17 protein-coding genes are annotated in these 16,906 nt (G+C 70.8%); 7 read left to right on the top strand and 10 right to left on the bottom strand.

All coding sequences use genetic code 11. From position 1 onward, the window contains the following. Nucleotides 1-7 precede the first annotated feature (7 nt). The 3 genes from ACFQRJ_RS15800 to ACFQRJ_RS15790 are packed head-to-tail and all read right to left on the bottom strand — an operon-like array spanning nt 8 to nt 3,322. On the bottom strand, nt 8-1,684 hold the full coding sequence (locus ACFQRJ_RS15800; protein WP_377020177.1) for an ABC transporter permease: 1,677 nt from the start codon (nt 1,682-1,684) through the stop codon (nt 8-10). Then, nucleotides 1,681-2,616, bottom strand: a complete 936-nt coding sequence (locus tag ACFQRJ_RS15795; RefSeq protein ID WP_377020176.1) for an ATP-binding cassette domain-containing protein — start codon at nt 2,614-2,616, stop codon at nt 1,681-1,683. Before ACFQRJ_RS15795 ends, ACFQRJ_RS15800 begins: the two co-directional genes overlap by 4 nt. A gap of 28 nt (nt 2,617-2,644) precedes the next feature. Next, a complete protein-coding gene (locus ACFQRJ_RS15790) occupies nt 2,645-3,322 on the bottom strand; it encodes a TetR family transcriptional regulator (protein WP_377020175.1) in 678 nt (225 codons plus the stop codon). Between the two features lie 230 nt (nt 3,323-3,552). On the opposite strand from ACFQRJ_RS15790, the gene ACFQRJ_RS15785 reads away from it, so the two are divergent. Both ACFQRJ_RS15785 and ACFQRJ_RS15780 read left to right on the top strand, forming a co-directional pair. Beyond that, nucleotides 3,553-3,921 carry a hypothetical protein gene (locus tag ACFQRJ_RS15785; RefSeq protein ID WP_377020174.1) on the top strand — a complete coding sequence of 123 codons (369 nt, stop codon included), beginning with the start codon at nt 3,553-3,555 and terminating at the stop codon, nt 3,919-3,921. A gap of 2 nt (nt 3,922-3,923) precedes the next feature. After that, nucleotides 3,924-4,733: a nitroreductase family protein gene (locus ACFQRJ_RS15780; RefSeq protein WP_377020173.1), complete on the top strand. Its 810-nt coding sequence runs from the start codon at nt 3,924-3,926 to the stop codon at nt 4,731-4,733. An 86-nt stretch (nt 4,734-4,819) separates the two neighbouring features. Here the strand turns inward: ACFQRJ_RS15780 and ACFQRJ_RS15775 are convergent, their stop codons facing one another. Together ACFQRJ_RS15775 and ACFQRJ_RS15770 are read right to left on the bottom strand one after the other, a co-directional pair. After that, entirely contained in the window at nt 4,820-6,259 is a 1,440-nt protein-coding gene (locus tag ACFQRJ_RS15775; protein ID WP_377020172.1) for an acyl-CoA dehydrogenase family protein, read from the bottom strand. Next, entirely contained in the window at nt 6,259-7,476 is a 1,218-nt protein-coding gene (locus ACFQRJ_RS15770; protein ID WP_377020171.1) for an acetyl-CoA C-acetyltransferase, read from the bottom strand. The genes ACFQRJ_RS15775 and ACFQRJ_RS15770 overlap by 1 nt, the downstream gene beginning before the upstream one ends. 282 nt (nt 7,477-7,758) lie before the next feature. Here ACFQRJ_RS15770 and ACFQRJ_RS15765 point away from each other — a divergent pair, with 282 nt between their 5' ends. Next, a complete protein-coding gene (locus ACFQRJ_RS15765; protein WP_377020170.1) occupies nt 7,759-9,435 on the top strand; it encodes a catalase in 1,677 nt (558 codons plus the stop codon). Nucleotides 9,436-9,517: 82 nt separating this feature from the next. Beyond that, nucleotides 9,518-10,042, top strand: a complete 525-nt coding sequence (locus ACFQRJ_RS15760; RefSeq protein ID WP_377020169.1) for a GNAT family N-acetyltransferase — start codon at nt 9,518-9,520, stop codon at nt 10,040-10,042. A 70-nt stretch (nt 10,043-10,112) separates the two neighbouring features. Here the strand turns inward: ACFQRJ_RS15760 and ACFQRJ_RS15755 are convergent, their stop codons facing one another. The 3 genes from ACFQRJ_RS15755 to ACFQRJ_RS15745 all read right to left on the bottom strand — a co-directional run bounded on the left by ACFQRJ_RS15755 (nt 10,113) and on the right by ACFQRJ_RS15745 (nt 13,350). Beyond that, nucleotides 10,113-10,631, bottom strand: coding sequence for a GNAT family N-acetyltransferase (locus tag ACFQRJ_RS15755; RefSeq protein ID WP_377020168.1), 519 nt, complete (start codon nt 10,629-10,631; stop codon nt 10,113-10,115). Nucleotides 10,632-10,691: 60 nt separating this feature from the next. Continuing rightward, nucleotides 10,692-12,590, bottom strand: coding sequence for a glycoside hydrolase family 76 protein (locus tag ACFQRJ_RS15750; protein WP_377020167.1), 1,899 nt, complete (start codon nt 12,588-12,590; stop codon nt 10,692-10,694). A gap of 127 nt (nt 12,591-12,717) precedes the next feature. Next, entirely contained in the window at nt 12,718-13,350 is a 633-nt protein-coding gene (locus ACFQRJ_RS15745; protein ID WP_377020166.1) for a hypothetical protein, read from the bottom strand. Between the two features lie 207 nt (nt 13,351-13,557). Between ACFQRJ_RS15745 and ACFQRJ_RS15740 the strand changes: the two genes are divergently transcribed. Beyond that, entirely contained in the window at nt 13,558-13,779 is a 222-nt protein-coding gene (locus tag ACFQRJ_RS15740; protein WP_377020165.1) for a hypothetical protein, read from the top strand. A gap of 76 nt (nt 13,780-13,855) precedes the next feature. Further along, the gene (pdxH, locus tag ACFQRJ_RS15735) at nt 13,856-14,536 is read left to right on the top strand and encodes a pyridoxamine 5'-phosphate oxidase (RefSeq protein ID WP_377020164.1); all 681 of its coding nucleotides are present in this window, start codon (nt 13,856-13,858) and stop codon (nt 14,534-14,536) included. Between the two features lie 37 nt (nt 14,537-14,573). On the opposite strand, the gene ACFQRJ_RS15730 is transcribed toward pdxH, so the two are convergent. Then, a complete protein-coding gene (locus ACFQRJ_RS15730; protein WP_377020163.1) occupies nt 14,574-15,284 on the bottom strand; it encodes an AAA family ATPase in 711 nt (236 codons plus the stop codon). Between the two features lie 152 nt (nt 15,285-15,436). Here ACFQRJ_RS15730 and ACFQRJ_RS15725 point away from each other — a divergent pair, with 152 nt between their 5' ends. Then, nucleotides 15,437-15,886, top strand: a complete 450-nt coding sequence (locus ACFQRJ_RS15725) for an SRPBCC domain-containing protein (protein ID WP_377020162.1) — start codon at nt 15,437-15,439, stop codon at nt 15,884-15,886. Nucleotides 15,887-16,106: 220 nt separating this feature from the next. On the opposite strand, the gene ACFQRJ_RS15720 is transcribed toward ACFQRJ_RS15725, so the two are convergent. Further along, nucleotides 16,107-16,850: a GH25 family lysozyme gene (locus ACFQRJ_RS15720; RefSeq protein ID WP_377020161.1), complete on the bottom strand. Its 744-nt coding sequence runs from the start codon at nt 16,848-16,850 to the stop codon at nt 16,107-16,109. Between the last annotated feature and the right edge of the window lie 56 nt (nt 16,851-16,906).

Raw genomic sequence — 16,906 nt, 5'->3', positions numbered from 1 at the left:
AACCGGCTCAGGATCCCGACTGCACCTCGCGGCGGCGGAAGCCGACCAGGGCGAGCAGGTAGAGGATGGCCACGACCGCGGTCACCGCGAGCGCTCCCCCGGCCTCGAAGTCCTCCACGAACGGTTCCGAGACCCAGTGGAACGGGGAGATGCCGAGCAGGGCGTCGGGGAAATCGAAGATGGCGCCGAACATCTGGGCGACCAGTACGAAGGCCAGCAGCAGCCAGGTCAGGCCGGCCGCCCGCGGCACCCACGCGTACAGCGCCGCGGACAGCGCTGCGAACAGCACGATCGGTGGGGCGTAGGAGGCGAAGGCCGCGAGATAGGCGGGAAGCTCCGGTTCGTCGATCCCCACGAGGATCGCCCCGATCCACATCGCCACCACGGACAGCGCGAACAGTGCGGCCGCACCGATGCCGGAGACCAGCAACTGCGCTCCGAGCCAGCGCCACCGGGAGACGGGCCCGGCCAGGACGATCTCGAGCCGCCCGGCGGTCTCCTCGCTCCGGCAGTACTGGTGGGTGGTCACGATCGCGACGGCCACCACGCACAGGGCCACGAACAGCAGCATCACGGCGAGGAAGGACTCCGTGAAGTCGGCGGGGTCCGTGCCGAACAGCGCCCCCAGAGCGGGATTGTCCGCGACGAGCTCGGAGGCGAGGTCGTTCATCGTGCTCAGCATGGTGCCGGTGGCGAACCACATCAGGGCCATGCCCAGCCCGCACCACAGCAGGGTCGCGCGCTGCTGACGCCAGGCCATCGCGATCGGCGTGCTCAGGCTCGCCAGTGCGTGCGCTCGCCCGGCGCGGTCGGCCGTGAGCCCCTGGCCGAAGTCCCGGCGTCGGGCGAGGGACGCGGCCAGAACCAGCAGCACCGCGGTCGCGGCGATCGACAGCAGCGCCGGCCACCAGCGCAGGTCGACGAAGGCCCGCATCTGCTGGGCCCAGGCCACCGGGGAGAACCACGACAGCGCGGAGCCCTCCAGCTCGATCATGTCGCCGGCGGCACGGATCACGAAGGCCACGGCGAACACCGCCAGGCCGAGCCCGGTCGCACCGCGGGCCGAGGCGGTGATCTGGCAGGTCACCAGCGCCACGGCCCCGAACACCAGGGCGGACAGCGCACTGCCGCTCATCATCCCGAGGCCGTCGACGAGGGAGGGGTCCTCCCCGGCCAGGGACGCCAGCGCTCCGACCGCGGCGATGACCATGAGGTGCAGGACCAGGGTCAGCAGCGCCGCGGCGACGGGCGCCAGGGGGCCGACGGCGCTGGCGCGCACCAGCTCGGCGCGGGCGCTCTCCTCCTCGGCGCGGGTATGACGGACGACGTGGAGGATCGCCATGATCGACAGCGCCAGCACGGTCCAGGTGGTGCCCTCGTTGGCGACGGCGACCATCGGGGCGTAGTCGTCCAGGCCGTAGCCGGGTCCGCCCATCACGATGCCCGAGGGCGTGCGCATCACCTCGGCGCGGGCGGCGAGTGCGGAGTCGTCGAAGATCGAGCTCAGCGCCACCGAGAAGTAGGCGATGAAGGCTGCCATCGACAGCACCCACACGCTCATCCGCACCCGGTCGCGGCGCAGGATGTGACGGGTGATGGCCAGGGTGCCGGTCAGCGGGGATCCGCCCCGGCTCCGATCGTCCGGAGCGGGGGCCCGGTGCGTGGGTGCGGTGGACGTGGTCATCGGACCGGCTCGCTCTCGGGCGCGATCCCGCTCTCGGCGAGGTCGTCGCCGTAGTGGCGCATGAACAGGTCCTCGAGCGAGGGCGGCGTCGCGGTCAGGGAGGCCACCTGCTGAGAGGTCAGCGCGTCCAGCACGGCGGCGATCGACGTGTCGTCGACGTCGGCCGTCAGGCGAGTGCCGTCCTTGACGGCGACCGTCTCGGGATCATGGACACCGTCGAGGCCGGTGACCGCCTCGGCCTGCCCGCGGATGACAGCGGTGACGCGGGTGCGGGTGAGGTGGCGCAGGTCCTCGAGGGTGCCGGATTCGACGGCCTTGCCGGCACGGATGATGGTGACGGTGTCGCAGAGCTTCTCGACCTCGCTGAGGATGTGACTGCTCAGCAGCACTGCCCGCCCCTGGGCCTTGAGCTCGCGCACCTCCTCGGTGAAGACCGCTTCCATCAGCGGGTCCAGTCCCGCCGTCGGCTCGTCGAGGATGAGCAGCTCGGCGTCGCTGGCGAAGGCGGCCACCAGCGCGACCTTCTGCCGGTTGCCCTTGGAGTAGGTGCGGGCCTTCTTGCGGGGGTCGAGCTCGAAGCGCTCGAGGAGATCGGCTCGGCGGCGGGGGTCGGGCTTTCCCCGCAGGCGGGAGAGGTAGTCGATCGCCTCGCCGCCGGTGAGGTTGGGCCACAGCGCGACGTCACCGGGGACGTAGGCGAGGCGGCGGTGGAGGGCGACGGCGTCGGCCCAGGGGTCGCCGCCGAACAGGCGGACGCTGCCGGCGTCGGCCCGCAGCAGCCCCAGCAGCACGCGGATGGTGGTCGACTTGCCGGCGCCGTTGGGGCCGAGGAAGCCGCGCACCTCGCCCTCGCCGACGCTGAGGTCGAGGCCGTCCAGCGCGGTGAAGGAGCCGAATTTCTTGGTCAGGTTCTGGATGTCGATGGGGTTCATGGCATGAGTCCTCTGCGGTCTCGGATGATCAGGCCGGATCCGGCGGGTCCGGCGACGTGGCGTCCTCGGCGGACGCCTCCGTGCCGGACGGCGGGTCGGAGAGGTAGAGCAGGTACTCCTGCAGCACGGTCCCGGAGGTGAAGAACCCGTCGGTGTACAGCTCGAGGCTCGGCAGCGCGGTCTCGACCTGGAGCCGCCGCAGCATGCCGGCGAGGTCGTGGCGTTCGGCCGGATCGGCCAGGAGCATGGAGACCAGCAGCGAGCCGAGACCGGCCTGGACCATGAAGCGGGCGCGGGCGCGCTCGTCGCGGCTGGGCTTGGCGACCCCGTCGGCCACCGCCTCGGCGACATAGGACTCGGCGTCCTCGATCATGTGGTCGACGAAGATCCGGCCGAAGTCCCCGCCGTCCAGCAGCGAGTGCATCATGTATCCGATCAGGACGGCCTGGTCCTCCTGAGCGGGAAGGGCTGACATCAGAGTGCCGCGCCGGGTGGCGCGGATGTTCTCCGTCTTCACCTCCCGGATCCACTCCAGGACGAATTCGTCGCAGGCCTCGCGCAGTCCGTCCTTGGATCCGAAGCGCTTCATGAGCAGGGCGGCGCTGACGCCAGCGTCCGCGGCGATCGTGCGCAGCGTGGCGCCGAAGCCGTCGTGGGCGAACCGCTCGATCGCGGCACGGACGACGGGATCCGCCCTCGGCAGCATCGCGATCCCTTCCGGTCCATCCTGTGGCGTGAACAGCTGTTCACCGTGGCGCTGTCAGCGTAAACGGCTGTTCACCCCGAACGCAAGAGCATTCTCGCTCCGGCCCGCACGAGTCGTGCCTTCGGGCCGCCCGCCTCCGTGTCGCCCACAAGGGATGGGCACGTGCCCCCGGACCGATCGATCCGGTGCGACATGGCATCCGGCGTCGAGGAGGGCGATACTCCGGAGATATGCGGTCCATTCGTTCCCCTCGTCCCGCCGTGGGCTGCGACTCCGTGGCCGGCATCGCCGTGGCCCTCGCGGCCGGGTGCTATGCGGCCAATGTCGCCCTCGGCCTGTCGGTGGCGTCCCGGCTGGTCGACACCTCGAACGCCCGGTGGATCCACCACGGCCTGTTCATCGCCACCGCGACCAGCACCGGGGTCGCGCTCGCGCTCTCCGGCATCCGGCGCGAGGCGTCGGCGCTCCCCCTGGCGGCGACGGCGGCACCCCTGGTGCTGCTGCAGCGGCACGGGTCCCGGCCGCTGGCCCGGCATACCCGCACGGCTATGCTCGCAGCGCCCGGCTACGTCATCGCTCTCGCCCTGGCCCGGAGGTGACCATGGAATTCCTCGACGCCGTCTTCTCCCGCCGCACCACCAACGGCCCGCTGCGCCCGGACCCCGTCAGCCCCGAGCACCAGCAGCTGCTGATCCGAGCCGCCGCGGCCGCGCCCTCCCAGTTCAACAGCCAGCCGTGGCGGTTCGTGCTGATCGAGGACCCTGGCACGATCGCTGAGGTGGCCCGGATCAGCGGGGAGAGCATGACGCAGGTGATGAGCGAGGGCACGTTCTTCCACCGCTATCGCAGGTACTTCCGGTTCAGCCAGAAGGAGATGGACCAGACCCGCAGCGGGATGCTGTTCGACCGTCTGCCCGCGCTGCTGCGGCCGTTCACCGGGCAGGTCTTCACCGATTCGGGCCAGAAGCTGATGAACCGCCTGCGGGTTCCGCAGAAGCTGGGCGAGGACAACCGGAAGCTGGTGGCCGGATCACCGCTGCTGGTGGGTGTGATGCTGGAGCGCCAGGAGTACCGTCCCGAGCAGCTCTCGGGCTTCTACTCGGTCTTCAGCATGGGCGCGGCGATGGAGAACCTGTGGCTGACCACGACGCAGCTGGGCATGGGCATTCAATTCGTCTCCTTCCCCATGGAGGTGCCGGAGAACTGGCAGCGGATCGTGGAGATGCTGCGGGTACCCGATGATCTCGAACTGATGGCCGTCTACCGGCTCGGCTACCTGCCCGAGAGGCAGCACCGGCCGACGATCGACTGGTCCAGCCGGGAGCGGAAGCTGCCCTCCCAGTTCGTCTTTCGCGAGACCTGCGAGAGACCGCAGACGGGCTGGGACGAGGACTCGCGGCCGGGGGTGTGAGGTCGGCGGGCTCGGCCGGGGATGTGAGCGATGTGAGCGTGCAGAGCGACCGCGTCACGGATGGCCCGGGCTAGGGCGTCCTGGCCTCACACGAACGCGCTGGTCCCCGTCACGCTCCGGCCGACGATGAGGGACTGCATGGTGTCGGTGCCCTCGTAGGTGTGCAGTGCTTCGATGTCGGCCTTGTGCCTCGCCACGCGGTTCTCCAGCAGGATCCCGGAGCCGCCGAGGAGGTCCCGGGCATCCGCGGCGATCTCCCGGGCGGCACGGGTGTTGTGCACCTTGGCCAGCGATGCCTGCTCGGGGCGCACGGCTCCGGCGGATTCGAGGTCAGCCAGCCGGGTGCAGTACAGCTGCATCGACGTCAGCGTCGCCAGCATGGTCGACAGGCGCACCTGGATGTGCTGGGACTTCGCGAGCGGGCGCCCGAACTGGATGCGGGTGCGCGCATGTTCGAGGGCGGACTCGTAGCAGGCGGTCGCGTGCCCGAGCGCGCCCCAGGCCACGCCGGCGCGGGTCGCGAACAGCACCGTCGAGGTGTCCTTGAACGAGCGCGCACCGGGCAGGCGCGCCTCCAGCGGCACGCGTACCCCGTCGAGGGTGATGTGGGCCTGGTGGATGGCGCGCAGGGCGACCTTGCCGCGGATCACCTCGGCCTCGTAGCCGGGCAGGTGCTGCTCGACGAGGAAGCCGCTGACCTGGCCGTGGAGTGCCTCGTCGGCCGGGTCGTCGACGCGTGCCCACACCACGGTGAGGTGGCCACCGGCACCGTTGCCGATCCAGCGCTTCTCGCCGGTGAGCACCCATTGGTCGCCGTCCCGTCGTGCCACGGTCTCCAGCGAGACGGAGTCGGAGCCGTGGTCGGGCTCGGTCAGGGCGAAGCCGGCGTACTCGCGACCGGTGACGATCGGTTCGACCCAGCGCTGCTTCTGCTCGTCGGACCCGAGCAGCACGATCGAGCGCAGCGCGAGCCCGCCCTGGACGCCGACCATGGTGCCCAGCGAGCCGTCGATGCGGGAGAGCTCCATGTTGACCAGGCCGGTGGCGAGCGGGGAGAGCTTCCGGTGGCCGGGGACATCAAGGCCGTCGGTCAGCAGGTCGAGCTCGCCGAGGCGGCCGATCAGCTCGACGGGGTACTCGCCGCGGTCCCACCAGTCGTTGATCCGCGGCAGCACGTCGGCGGCGAGAGAGCGCGCGGTGCGCCACGCCTCGAGGTCCTCCCCTGCCACGTCCTGGAACAGGCCGAAGTGATCGGCCTGGAGGGGCAGCAGCTCGGCGGGTTCGGCCGCGTCGGCATCGGGCGCGGAGATCACGGCGCGGCCGGTGGCGACGGAGTCGGAGGTCGGCTGATCGGCCTCGGCGCCGAGGTCGCCGCCGAGGGAGATGGGGCGGCCGGCCGGGGGTCGTGCGTCCCACGGGGACGGGTCCGTGCCCGGTGGCGGGAGCGGCGCCGGGACGGGGTCGGGGTTCGGACCGGGCCCCGGGTCCGGCATCGGTCCGGGATCGGGCGTGGAGTTGCTGGTCATCAGGACATCCTCTCGATGATGAGGGCCATTCCCTGGCCGCCGCCGACGCACAGGGTGGCCAGGCCGAACTGTCCGTCGCGCTCGCGCAGACCGTTCAGCAGGGTCGTGGTCATGCGCGCCCCGGTGGAGCCCCAGGGGTGGCCCAGGGCGATCGCGCCGCCGTGGACATTGAGTCTGTCGTGGTCGATCCCGAGGTCCTCGGCCGACGGGATGACCTGCGCGGCGAAGGCCTCGTTCAGCTCGACCAGGTCGATGTCGCCGATGCTCATCCCGGCGTGGGCGAGGGCGCGGCGTGTGGAGTCCACCGGTCCCAGGCCCATGATCTCGGGACTGAGGCCCGAGACGCCCGTGGCCACGATCCGGGCCAGCGGGGTCAGTCCGAGCTCGCGGGCGTAGTCCCCGGACATCACCACCAGCGCGGCGGCGCCGTCGGAGAGCGGGCAGCAGTTGCCGGCGGTGACGGTGCCGCCGGGCCGGAACACCGGGTCGAGGCCGGCGACCTTCTCGAGCGTGGTGCCGGGGCGCGGGGAGTCGTCGGCCTCGACCGTGCTGCCGTCGGGCAGCGTGACCGGGGTGATGTCGCGGGCGAAGAAGCCGGAGGCGATGGCGGCCTCGGCGCGCTGCTGGGAGCGGACACCGTACTCGTCCTGGGCCTGGCGGGAGATGCCGCGCAGCTCGGCGACGTTCTCGGCGGTCTGGCCCATGAGGATGTAGGGGTCCGGCAGCTCTCCGTCCTCCCGCGGGTCGTGCCACGGGGCGGGGATCTCGCGGGCGGCTCGCTTCTCGGTGCGCTCCGAGGCGGGCTGGAACATCGGATCGCGCACGTCGTCCTCGACCAGCTTGCCGGTGCCGAAGGACAGCGATTCGACGCCTGCGGAGATCACGGCGCGCGCCTCCCCGGCGCGGATGGCGTGGAAGGCGGTGCGGGTGGTCTCGATCGAGGAGGCGCAGAAACGGCTCACCGTCGCACCGGGCACGGCATCCAGTCCGAGCCGGGTGGCGACCACGCGGGCGAGATTGCCGCCCTGGTAGCCCTCCGGGATGGCGCAGCCCAGCTGCAGGTCGTCGATGGTCGTCGGGTCCAGGTCCGGTACCTGGTCGAGGGCCGCTCGGACCATCTGGGATGCGAGCTCGTCCGGGCGGACGTCCTGCAGCGACCCCTTGCGGGCGCGCCCGATCGGTGAGCGGGCGGCGGCGACGATGACGGCCTCGGGCACGTGGTTCTCCTTCGACGACGGTGTCTGCGGGCGGTGCGGACGACGGCGCTGATCGAGGGGATCCGGTCGCGTCCGGCTGTTCCTGATACTACGGGTTGCAGTTACTTGGTGGGAAGTCCGGGCGGACGCCGCCGCACCATGCGGTCGGACCCTTGCCCTCGCCCCGGGATTCCGACAACAGTGGGCTACGACACACCCCCAGCCCGCGGTGTGCTCGCAGGGCGTGCCCGCCACGGCCGTCCGGGGTGCGCCCGGGACCGCTCGTGAAGGAGGCCAGCAGCCATGACCGAACATCGCCCGCCGGCAGGAGACCCGTCGCAGGCCGCGCTGACGGATCGTCAGGGCCACCCCGTCTACGACAACCAGAACATGCGCACCGTGGGCGCGCGCGGTCCGGCGACCATGGAGAACTACCAGTTCCTCGAGAAGATGAGCCACTTCGATCGCGAGCGCGTGCCGGAGCGGGTCGTCCACGCCCGCGGCGCCACCGCGTACGGCTACTTCGAGTCCTACGGGAGATGGGGCGAGGAGCCGATCTCGAACTTCACCCGCGCGAAGGTGTTCCAGGGCGAGGGCAAGCGCACCGACCTGGCCATCCGCTTCTCCACCGTCGCCGGCGGGCGCGACTCCTCGGAACTGGCCCGGGACCCGCGCGGATTCGCGATCAAGTTCTACACCGAGGACGGCAACTGGGATCTCGTCGGCAACAACCTCGGCGTCTTCTTCATCCGCGATGCGATCAAGTTCCCCGACTTCATCCACACCCAGAAGCCGGACCCGGTCACCAACCAGGCGTCGGTCCCCAACCGCGCCTTCGACTTCTTCAGCCAGTCGCCCGAGTCGCTGCACATGGTCACGGTGCTGTTCAGTCCGCGCGGCATCCCGGCGAGCTACCGCACGCAGCAGGGTTTCGGCGTGAACACCTACAAGTGGATCAACGCCGACGGGCAGACGGTACTGGTGAAGTACCACTGGATCCCCACGCTCGGCGTCTCCTCGCTGACGGCCGAGGACGCCAGCACGATCCAGGCCCAGGAGCTCGGGTACCACACCAAGGACCTGTACGACGCGATCGAGCGCGGCGACTACCCCGAGTGGGAGCTGCGGGTGCAGATGATGTCCGACGACGAGCACCCCGAGCTCGACTTCGACCCGCTGGATGACACCAAGGTCTGGCCGGAGGAGCAGTTCGAGCCCAAGCCCGTCGGCCGCATGGTGCTCAACCGCGTCCCCGACAACTTCTTCGCCGAGAGCGAGCAGATCTCCTTCGGCACCGGCGTGCTGGTGGACGGCCTGGACTTCTCCGACGACAAGATGCTGATCGGCCGGACGTTCTCCTATTCCGACACCCAGCGCCACCGGGTGGGGCCGAACTACCTGCAGCTGCCGGTGAATCAGCCGAAGGTGCGGGTCGCGACCAATCAGCGCGATGGTCAGATGACGTACCACGTGGACACGGATCCGGTGCAGAACACGAGCGTGAACTACGAACCCACCGTGACCGGCGGCCTGCGGGAGACGGAGCGGAGCTCGGGGTACCACGCCAGCGTCGGCCCGGAGGTCTCCGGGCGTCTGACCCGGTCACCGATCCCGCGCACCAACGACTACAAGCAGGCCGGCGAGCGGTTCCATCTGCAGGAGGACTGGGAGAAGGAGGACCTGATCACCAACCTGGTGGGGGCGCTCTCCCAGTGCGACCGCCACATCCAGGAGCGGATGGTCTGGCACTTCTACCTGGCCGACGACGAGTACGGTCGCCGAGTGGGCGATGGCCTGGGCATCACCGTGGACGACGTCAAGGATCTCGAGCCGCTGGTGACCCAGACCCTCACCGACGAGGAGCAGGAGCGGCTGCGCAACCTCGGCCACAACGGGCCGCGCGACGTCGAGGGGCTGACCATGACCCACTGCGTGCCCAACAAGCGCATGGAGGTCGATGAGTCGACCATGATGATGTGAGGTGCACGGTGGGGCCTGACGCGATGAGTCCCGGCACGACGGGGCCGACGCGATGGCGCCCGACGCGAGGCAGACTTCAGGTATGCCCACCGCGCCGACCCCGGACCGCCACTTCTCGATCGACACTCCCCGCCCACAGGACGCCCCGGCACTCGCGCGGGTGCATGTACGGGGGTGGCGGGTCGCCTACGGGCATCTGCTCGAGGGCGAGGAGTTCTTCGGCCGGCCGGCCATAGACCGCCGTACCGCGCAGTGGCGGACGTGGCTCACGCCGGGAACACCCGCGCATGCGCAGGGCATCTACCGGGTCGGGCGCGACGGCGCGGGCCTTCCCGTCGGTCTCGCGGCGAGTTGGCCCTCTCGAGATCCGGAGCCGGTCCGCGAGCGCGAGCTCTCGCTGCTGTACATCGAGCAGGCCTGGTTCGGCAGCGGGCTGGGCCGGGCCCTGGCCGAGTCCGTGATCGGCGAGGGCCCGGCGAGCATCTGGGTCGCCGAGGACAATCCTCGCGCCCGCCGGTTCTACGAGAAGCTCGGCTTCGCCGCCGACGGGGCCGCCCACGTCGAGGAGCACCTGGGGAATCTGAGGGACATCCGCATGGTGCGGTGAGGGACTGGGCCGTGCCTGGAGCCGACGCACAACAAATGGCGGCCGGCGCAGGACCCAAGACCCATGACGCTCAGGGCGTCACGGTCATCACCAGCTGCGTCGCCTCCCCGACGCGCCCGGAGCGCTCGATCTCCACGAAGCCGAGCTTCTCCAGAACGCGTCGGGAGGCCGCGTTCCAGTCCCAGACCGTGGCCCAGAGCCGGGAGTGCCCCGCCGCCCACGCCCATTCCAGAACCGCTGCACCGGCCTCGGTCGCGTATCCCTGACCGTGCTCACGCGCGAGCAGTTCCACGGCGAGCTCGGGCCGTCGCTCCCCTCGGGGCTCGGGGTCGGTCAGGCCGCAGTAGCCCACGACCTCGCCCGTGGCGCGCGGCACGACGGCGAGCAGGCCGAGGCCCGGGCGCTCCGCACGACGCCGGATGGCGTCCTCGAGCTCGGCGACGGTGGGGTGGCCATCCGCATCGATCCGGCGGTGCGGCGGGACGCGCGGATCCCGTTCGCTCCACAGCTGACGCTGGACGCCTGCTTCCTCCGGGCGCCACGGGCGCAGGAGGAGACGGTCGGTCTCGAGCCGCGGTTCTCCCGTCATCGCCGGAGCACCGAAGGGACGGTCACCGAGAGCAGCCCGCCCGTCATCGCCGCCCTCCCCTCAGGAGGCGCCGTACTCCACGCTGACATGGTGGACCTGGCCTCCCCAGCCGTCCTCGGGGAACGCGTCGGATACCCGCAGGTAGACGTCCTTGTCCTCCCCCTCGAGGTACGGGCCGAGATCGAGGACGTGGTCCGCCCGATTGGAGGCATCCCGAATCTGCTCGTCCTCGGTCAGCACGCGTGACCAGCTCTCGCCGTCCGGGCCCAGATCGACCAGATACTGGTTGCTGATCGTCAGCGTGAGCTGGGCCGATGTGGTGCTGGCGGGCAACGGGAAGCGGTAGATGAAGTAGCTGTCCCCGTCGGCGAACCGGCCGGGCTCGATCGTCACGCCCGAGCCCCCGGCATCCCACAGCCACGGCGCATCGTCGATCGTGCCGGCGTCGAAGTCGATGGTGCGTGCGACGACGACGTCCGCCCGGGCGGTGAATGTCAGCCCGCCGGGTGCCGACGCCGTCACCGAGACCGTGTGGTTCCCGTCGGGAGCGTCCGGTGGGAGGCTCACGGTCACCGGGACCACGGCGCTCACCGGTTGCCCGTCCCGCGCGCTCTTCGGCACGTCCAGCGTGACCCGCTCGTCGGTCTCCAGCTCCCAGCCGTCCGGCCCCTGCGCCTCCAGGCGCACGTGCACCCGCCGTGCGTGCGCTGAGGTGATCGCGACGTTCAGGTCGAGCTGGATCTGCGTGGGCTCGCCGTCGGGCATCACCACGGGAGCCTGGGCGAGGGAGGCGGACAGCGACCGGTCCACGCCGTCCTCGGGGAGGTCGGCGATCAGGGCGCTGAGGGCACTGGCCTGGGCGCGCCAGTCGAAGACGTTCGGGGACTCCTCGGTGCTGGCCCCCGCCCAGCGCACACCGAGCTGGTCGGCGATGTTGCGGTCCTGCTCCCAGATCGTGGCGGCCTGGGTGGCGACCACGTCGCGGTACCGGGCATCGCCCGTGGTGTCGGCGAGGTCCATCAGGTAGCGCAGGAAGATGCCCTTGAACTGCTTGTGGTTGTCGTTCGTGGTCTCCCCCAGCACGTCGGTCCACTCGGTGAGGATCCCCTCGGTGACCAGAGCGCCTTCGGCGAGCGCCGAGTCCGCGAAGTAGCGGGCCTTCTCCAGCAGGTCCGGGTCGTCGGTGGCGCGCCACAGTTCGAGCGCGGCGCCGATCGCGAGGCCCTGGTTGTAGGTGTAGATGCGGTCGCCGTTGTTCTCGCAGGCGTCGGTCAGGCCGTCATTGAGCAGGCCGTCCTCGTTGATCATGCCGCTGCCGAGGTACCAGTCCCACGCCGCCCGGGAGCGCTCCAGCCACGTGGTATCCCCGGGGATGCGGTTGTGCAGCTCGGCCGTCAGGCGAATCCACTGGCCGTTGGTGACGGCGTTCTTGTAGGTGCGCTCCTCGTTCCACCAGATGCCCCCGCCGCAAGTGCTGGGGTCCCAGAAGTCGTTCATGAAGTCACCGATGGTCACGGCCATGTCGAGGTACTTCTGGTTCCCCGTGAGGTCGTACGTGGTGATCCAGGTCAGCGCCCACCAGCCGGAATCGTCGATGGCGCGGCTGGTGAAGTTCCCGTAGAGCTCGTCGCCGGAGAGCTCCCCGGCAGGGAACGGGCCCTTGTTCCTCTCGAAGGTGTGGTCGAGGTGATCCAGGTAGCGCCGGTCCCCGGTGCGCAGCATGTAGTCGCCGATGGTCTGGAGCGCGACGGCCGAGTTCCACCAGCTCGAGGGGAACCATGCCTTGTGCTGGTCGTAGTCGCGCATCAGCACGTCGGCGGCGACGCGGGCGCGGGCCAGGGCCTCCGAGCTCTCCGTCCGCGGGCCGGCCGGTGGTGCCGCGTGGGCGCCAGAGGCGAGGCCGAGGGCGGGCAGCGAGGCTGCCGTGAGGGTGACGAGGGTGCGGCGTGACATCTTCATCGATGAACTTCCGATCATGGTGCTCGGTCAGGGAACATCCTGCTCATGCCGTGAGCGTTCACAGCCGCCGTACAGCGTGGCACCGGGGCGGTGAGACGTCAATCACGCCGCGCAGCGCCGGGCTGTCTCAGCATCCTGTCTGCGAGTCCTGCGGGTCGCTGCGCACGTGCAGAGGTCGGCCGTCGTCGACGCTGATGACGAGGTTGCCGCTTCCCGTGGCGTCGCCCGGCCCGAAGAACATGACCGTGCCCGTGCGCGACTCGCCGTCGGTGAGGGCCTTGCCGGGCACGAGCAGCGGGTGCGCCAGGATCTCCAGGCCCGGGTCGGCGCCGTGGGCTGCGAACGGCCCTGCCATGCGCTGGACGAGGAGCTCGGAGGCCGGCTCCCACGTGCCCTCGCCCTCGTAGGCGACGGTCAGCTCGATGATGAAGTACTCCCGACACTTGGCCGGGCCCTTCCAGCCCGGATCGATGTCGGGAGAATCCGCCGTGACGCTCTCTGCCCGGTTGACGCTGACGCTGACCTCACCGCCTTCTGCCGTGGCCCACACCAGCGAGTCCTGCCCGATGCGGGCGGGGTCGAACCGGGTGCCGCGGGGAGCCTGGTCGCCGACCACGGTGCCGGGAGGGCGGCTGTCACCCACCGCCGGATCGGCGCGAACGGCGAGCGCCGCGATGACGACACCGCCGGCCAGCAGCAGCGCGAGCACCACGATCGCGGCGACGACGAACGGCCGCCGTCTGCTGCCCGCGTGCGCCATTGAGGGCCCCTCCACGTCATTCGAGTGTTCCGTGACTACGGCAGGCTAGCCTGCCCGGCCGTCATCCGACGTGGGAATGCCAACCGTCGTGCTCGTGGTCGTCCGCCGCGGCTCCCACCGGTCCGCCACCGAGGTCCGTCCGTGGGTGGACGGCTCCGCTCCTGCCGGCGGACGCGGGGCCTCCCCGGCCATCACCAGAGTGGAGTCATGAAGAACGCGACCATCGCCACCAGCCGAACCCGTGCCGCCGACCATGAGTTCATCGAGTATCGCCCCCTGCCCGCGGCCTGGGGTGACCTCGAGGCCCTCCGCAGCGTCCGAGCCGCCAAGGCCCGCGCCGGGGAGTTCCGGCCGATCCGGACCGCGCGGCCGCTCGGAGATCCCCGCGGGCCGAAGGCCGCCCATCGGGGCCGGCGACGAACGTCCTAGGATCAGGGGCACGACATAGTTGTCCGCCGCGCGGCCTCAGCGGGCGCCGGCGGCCTCTGAGACGAAGGTCGAGGACATGAACGAAGATCCCGCTGGGCGCCTGGCGGGCGAGCGTCACGACTATCTGGCCGGATCGCTGGCCGATGATGCTCCGTCGGATCCGCTGGCGCTGTTCGACATCTGGATGGACGAGGCCTTCGCCCGGCGCGATGAACAGGGCGACCTGACCGACCCGTCGGCCGTGGTGCTCTCGACCGTGGCGATGGATGCGATGGGCCGCCCCCGCCCCCGGTCGCGGACCGTGCTGCTGAAGGGACACGACGGCGAGGGGTTCGTGCTGTACACGAACCTGACCTCCCCCAAGGCCACCGAGCTGGATGCGGCGCCGCATGCCGCCCTGCTGCTGCCCTGGTACCCGATGCAGCGACAGGTGCGGATCGAAGGGGCCGTCAGCCACCTCTCCGACGCGGAGTCCGACGCGTACTGGGCGCAGCGTCCGCGAGGCGCGCAGCTCGGCGCGTGGGCGTCCCACCAATCACGGCCCATCGCCTCGCGTGCCGCTCTCGATGCGCAGTACGACGAGGTCGAGGCCCGCTTCGAGGGCCATGAGGTCTCCCGCCCGCCGTTCTGGGGCGGCCTGCGGGTGCTCGCGGAGCGGATGGAGTTCTGGCAGGGGCGGGAGAACCGCTTCCACGATCGGATCGCGTACGACCGCGCGGCCGACGGCGCCTGGCAGCGTCACCGTCTGCAGCCGTGAACGCGCAGCAGAACAGCGCTCGACGGCCCCGGTGGTATCAGCCCAGGTGACGCAGGAATCGCTGGGGCGACTCCAGGAAACTGCGCCACGTGCGCACGAGATCCAGGTCGTCGTAGGTGGCGGCTCGGATGCCCCAGGGGCCCAGTTCGTACAGATCAGCGCCGGGCAGAGCGGCAAGGACCGGTGAGTGCGTGGACAGGATGATCTGCGCTCCGCCGGCGACGAGGTCGCGCACCAGTCCCAGCAGCGCCAGGCATCCGCTGAGGGACAGCGCGGATTCGGGTTCGTCCAGCAGCCAGAGCCCGCCGATACGCGACCGCTCCGAGACGATCTCCAGGAACGATTCGCCGTGGCTGCGTTCGTGCATCACGCCGCCCACGCCGATCTCCTCGTAGTAGGTGAACAGAGAATGCATGGTCTCGGCGCGCAGGAAGAACCCCTTCTTGGACGCACCCGCGCCGCGCACCAGCTGCAGGTGGTCGACCAGCGGTGACTCGGTCGCGCGCGTGGAGTGCATGGCTCCGGTGCCGCCGCCTTCGACATTGAGCCCGTAGGCGCCGGCGATCGCCTCGACCACGGTGGACTTGCCGGCGCCGTTGTCCCCGGTCAGCACCGTGATTCGGCCGAACTCCAGTCCTTGGGTCAGCAGCTGTTCCATCGGCGGCAGGGTCGCGGGCCACTCACCCATGTCCGCCGGGGAGAGGGCGTGCATGCGTACTGCACGCAGCGGGAGCACGGGATCGACCATCTCCCCAGCATGCAGGAGCGCGCCGACACCTCGCGCGGCGGAGCGAGCTGACGTCGACGTGCGGTGACGCCCCGGCGACCAGTTATCGAACACCTGTGGACGGCTCGGGTGGCGGCCTCCCGAGCCCCCGTCGGCCGCCCTACCGTGGTCTTATGCAGACCGAGATCACTCCCCCACCCACCGGCCTCACCCGCGACGCCGGGTGGGAGCTCGGCGTCCGCCGCACTCTCTCCGCCCCGCTCGAGGACGTCTGGCGCCGGCTGCTGGCCGAGTGGCTGCCGCAGTGGCTGGGCGTCGAGAACGTCCCGCAGATGGTCGGCGCCCCCATGCGTCACGACGGTCAGACCCGCGGCCGCGTGGTGGGCTGCCACGTGGGCCGACGGGTGCGCGTGCGCTGGACGCCGCCGACCCTCGATCACGAGACCGTCTTCCAGGTGACCCTGCTGGAGGCCTCGGGCGGCACCACGGTCGCCATCCATCAGGAGCGCCTGCTGGGCGCGGCCGAACGGCAGGGGCTGCTCGAGCACTGGACGACGATCCTGGACGAGCTCGTCGCGGCCATCGACCGCGAGACCGCCGTCAACCACGACCTGCCGAACTGAGGGCCTCGCCGGCAGCATGCCCCGGCGCGGGGCGCCGCCGACGGACCGCGACCGATCGGCAACCGGGTCCGTGGTGCGCGCGGGCTCAGCCGTCCTCGGGCTCGTGGGTCAGCTCCCCTTCGCCCGCGGGGATCGACGCGTGCTCGCGGAGCGTCTCGATCCGGGCGACGTCGATGTCGACGCCGCCCTCGATGCCTGAGACCTCGCCGTCGAAGCGCAGCTACCACACGGACCAGTCCGCCCGGTCTGGTCTGCTGGTCTCCGAGAACAGCCAGTCGGGCCGCGAATCCGTCACCGGCAGTCCGTAGTGCTCACGCCACTCGGAGGAGGAGTAGATGACCAGACGCCGACCCCACTCCTCCTCGACGGCGGCGGTGAAGGCATCGATCTCGGCCTGCGCGTCGGCCGCCTCGGGCCGCTGCTGGCACGCGCCGTCGAACTCGAGGTCGAGCGCGGGCGGCAGCGCACTGTCATCCGGCGGTGCGGCGGCCAGGAAGTCCGCGGCCTGGTCGGCCCCCGGTGAGCACAGCGTGAAGTAGTGGTACGCGCCGGGGGTGACTCCTGCGGCACGGGCTCCGTCCCAGTTCTCGGCGAACCGGGAGTCCGTGAAGCCGGTGCCCTCGGTGGCCTTGATGTAGGCGAATCCGTAGCCGTCGGCGGCGACCTGGCTCCAGTCGATCTCCCGCTGATGTGCGGAGACGTCCAGGCCCATGATCTCGTCCTCGGCCAGCTCGACCCCGTCGGGCAACTGGGCACGCGCCGGCGCGTCGGGCGGGGTCACGGGTGCGGTCATGGCGGCGTCGTCGGCCTGGAAGGGTTCCGGTTCGGTGGCTGCCCCGCCCCCTCCGCGCAGAGCGCCGATGAGGACGGCTGTGCACCCGCCGAGGACGAGCACCAGGCACAGCACCAGCCCGCCCGCGACGAGCTGGCGGCGTCGGACCTGCTCGCGAGTGAATCGGGGCACGGTGCGGACCTTACCTGAGCAGAGGTGCGCAGGCCGGGAACGGAGCCGGGCACAGC

This window comes from Brachybacterium sp. GCM10030252 (assembly GCF_042666535.1).
GTDB lineage: Bacteria > Actinomycetota > Actinomycetes > Actinomycetales > Dermabacteraceae > Brachybacterium.
This window is presented reverse-complemented; position numbering and strand designations above follow the sequence as displayed.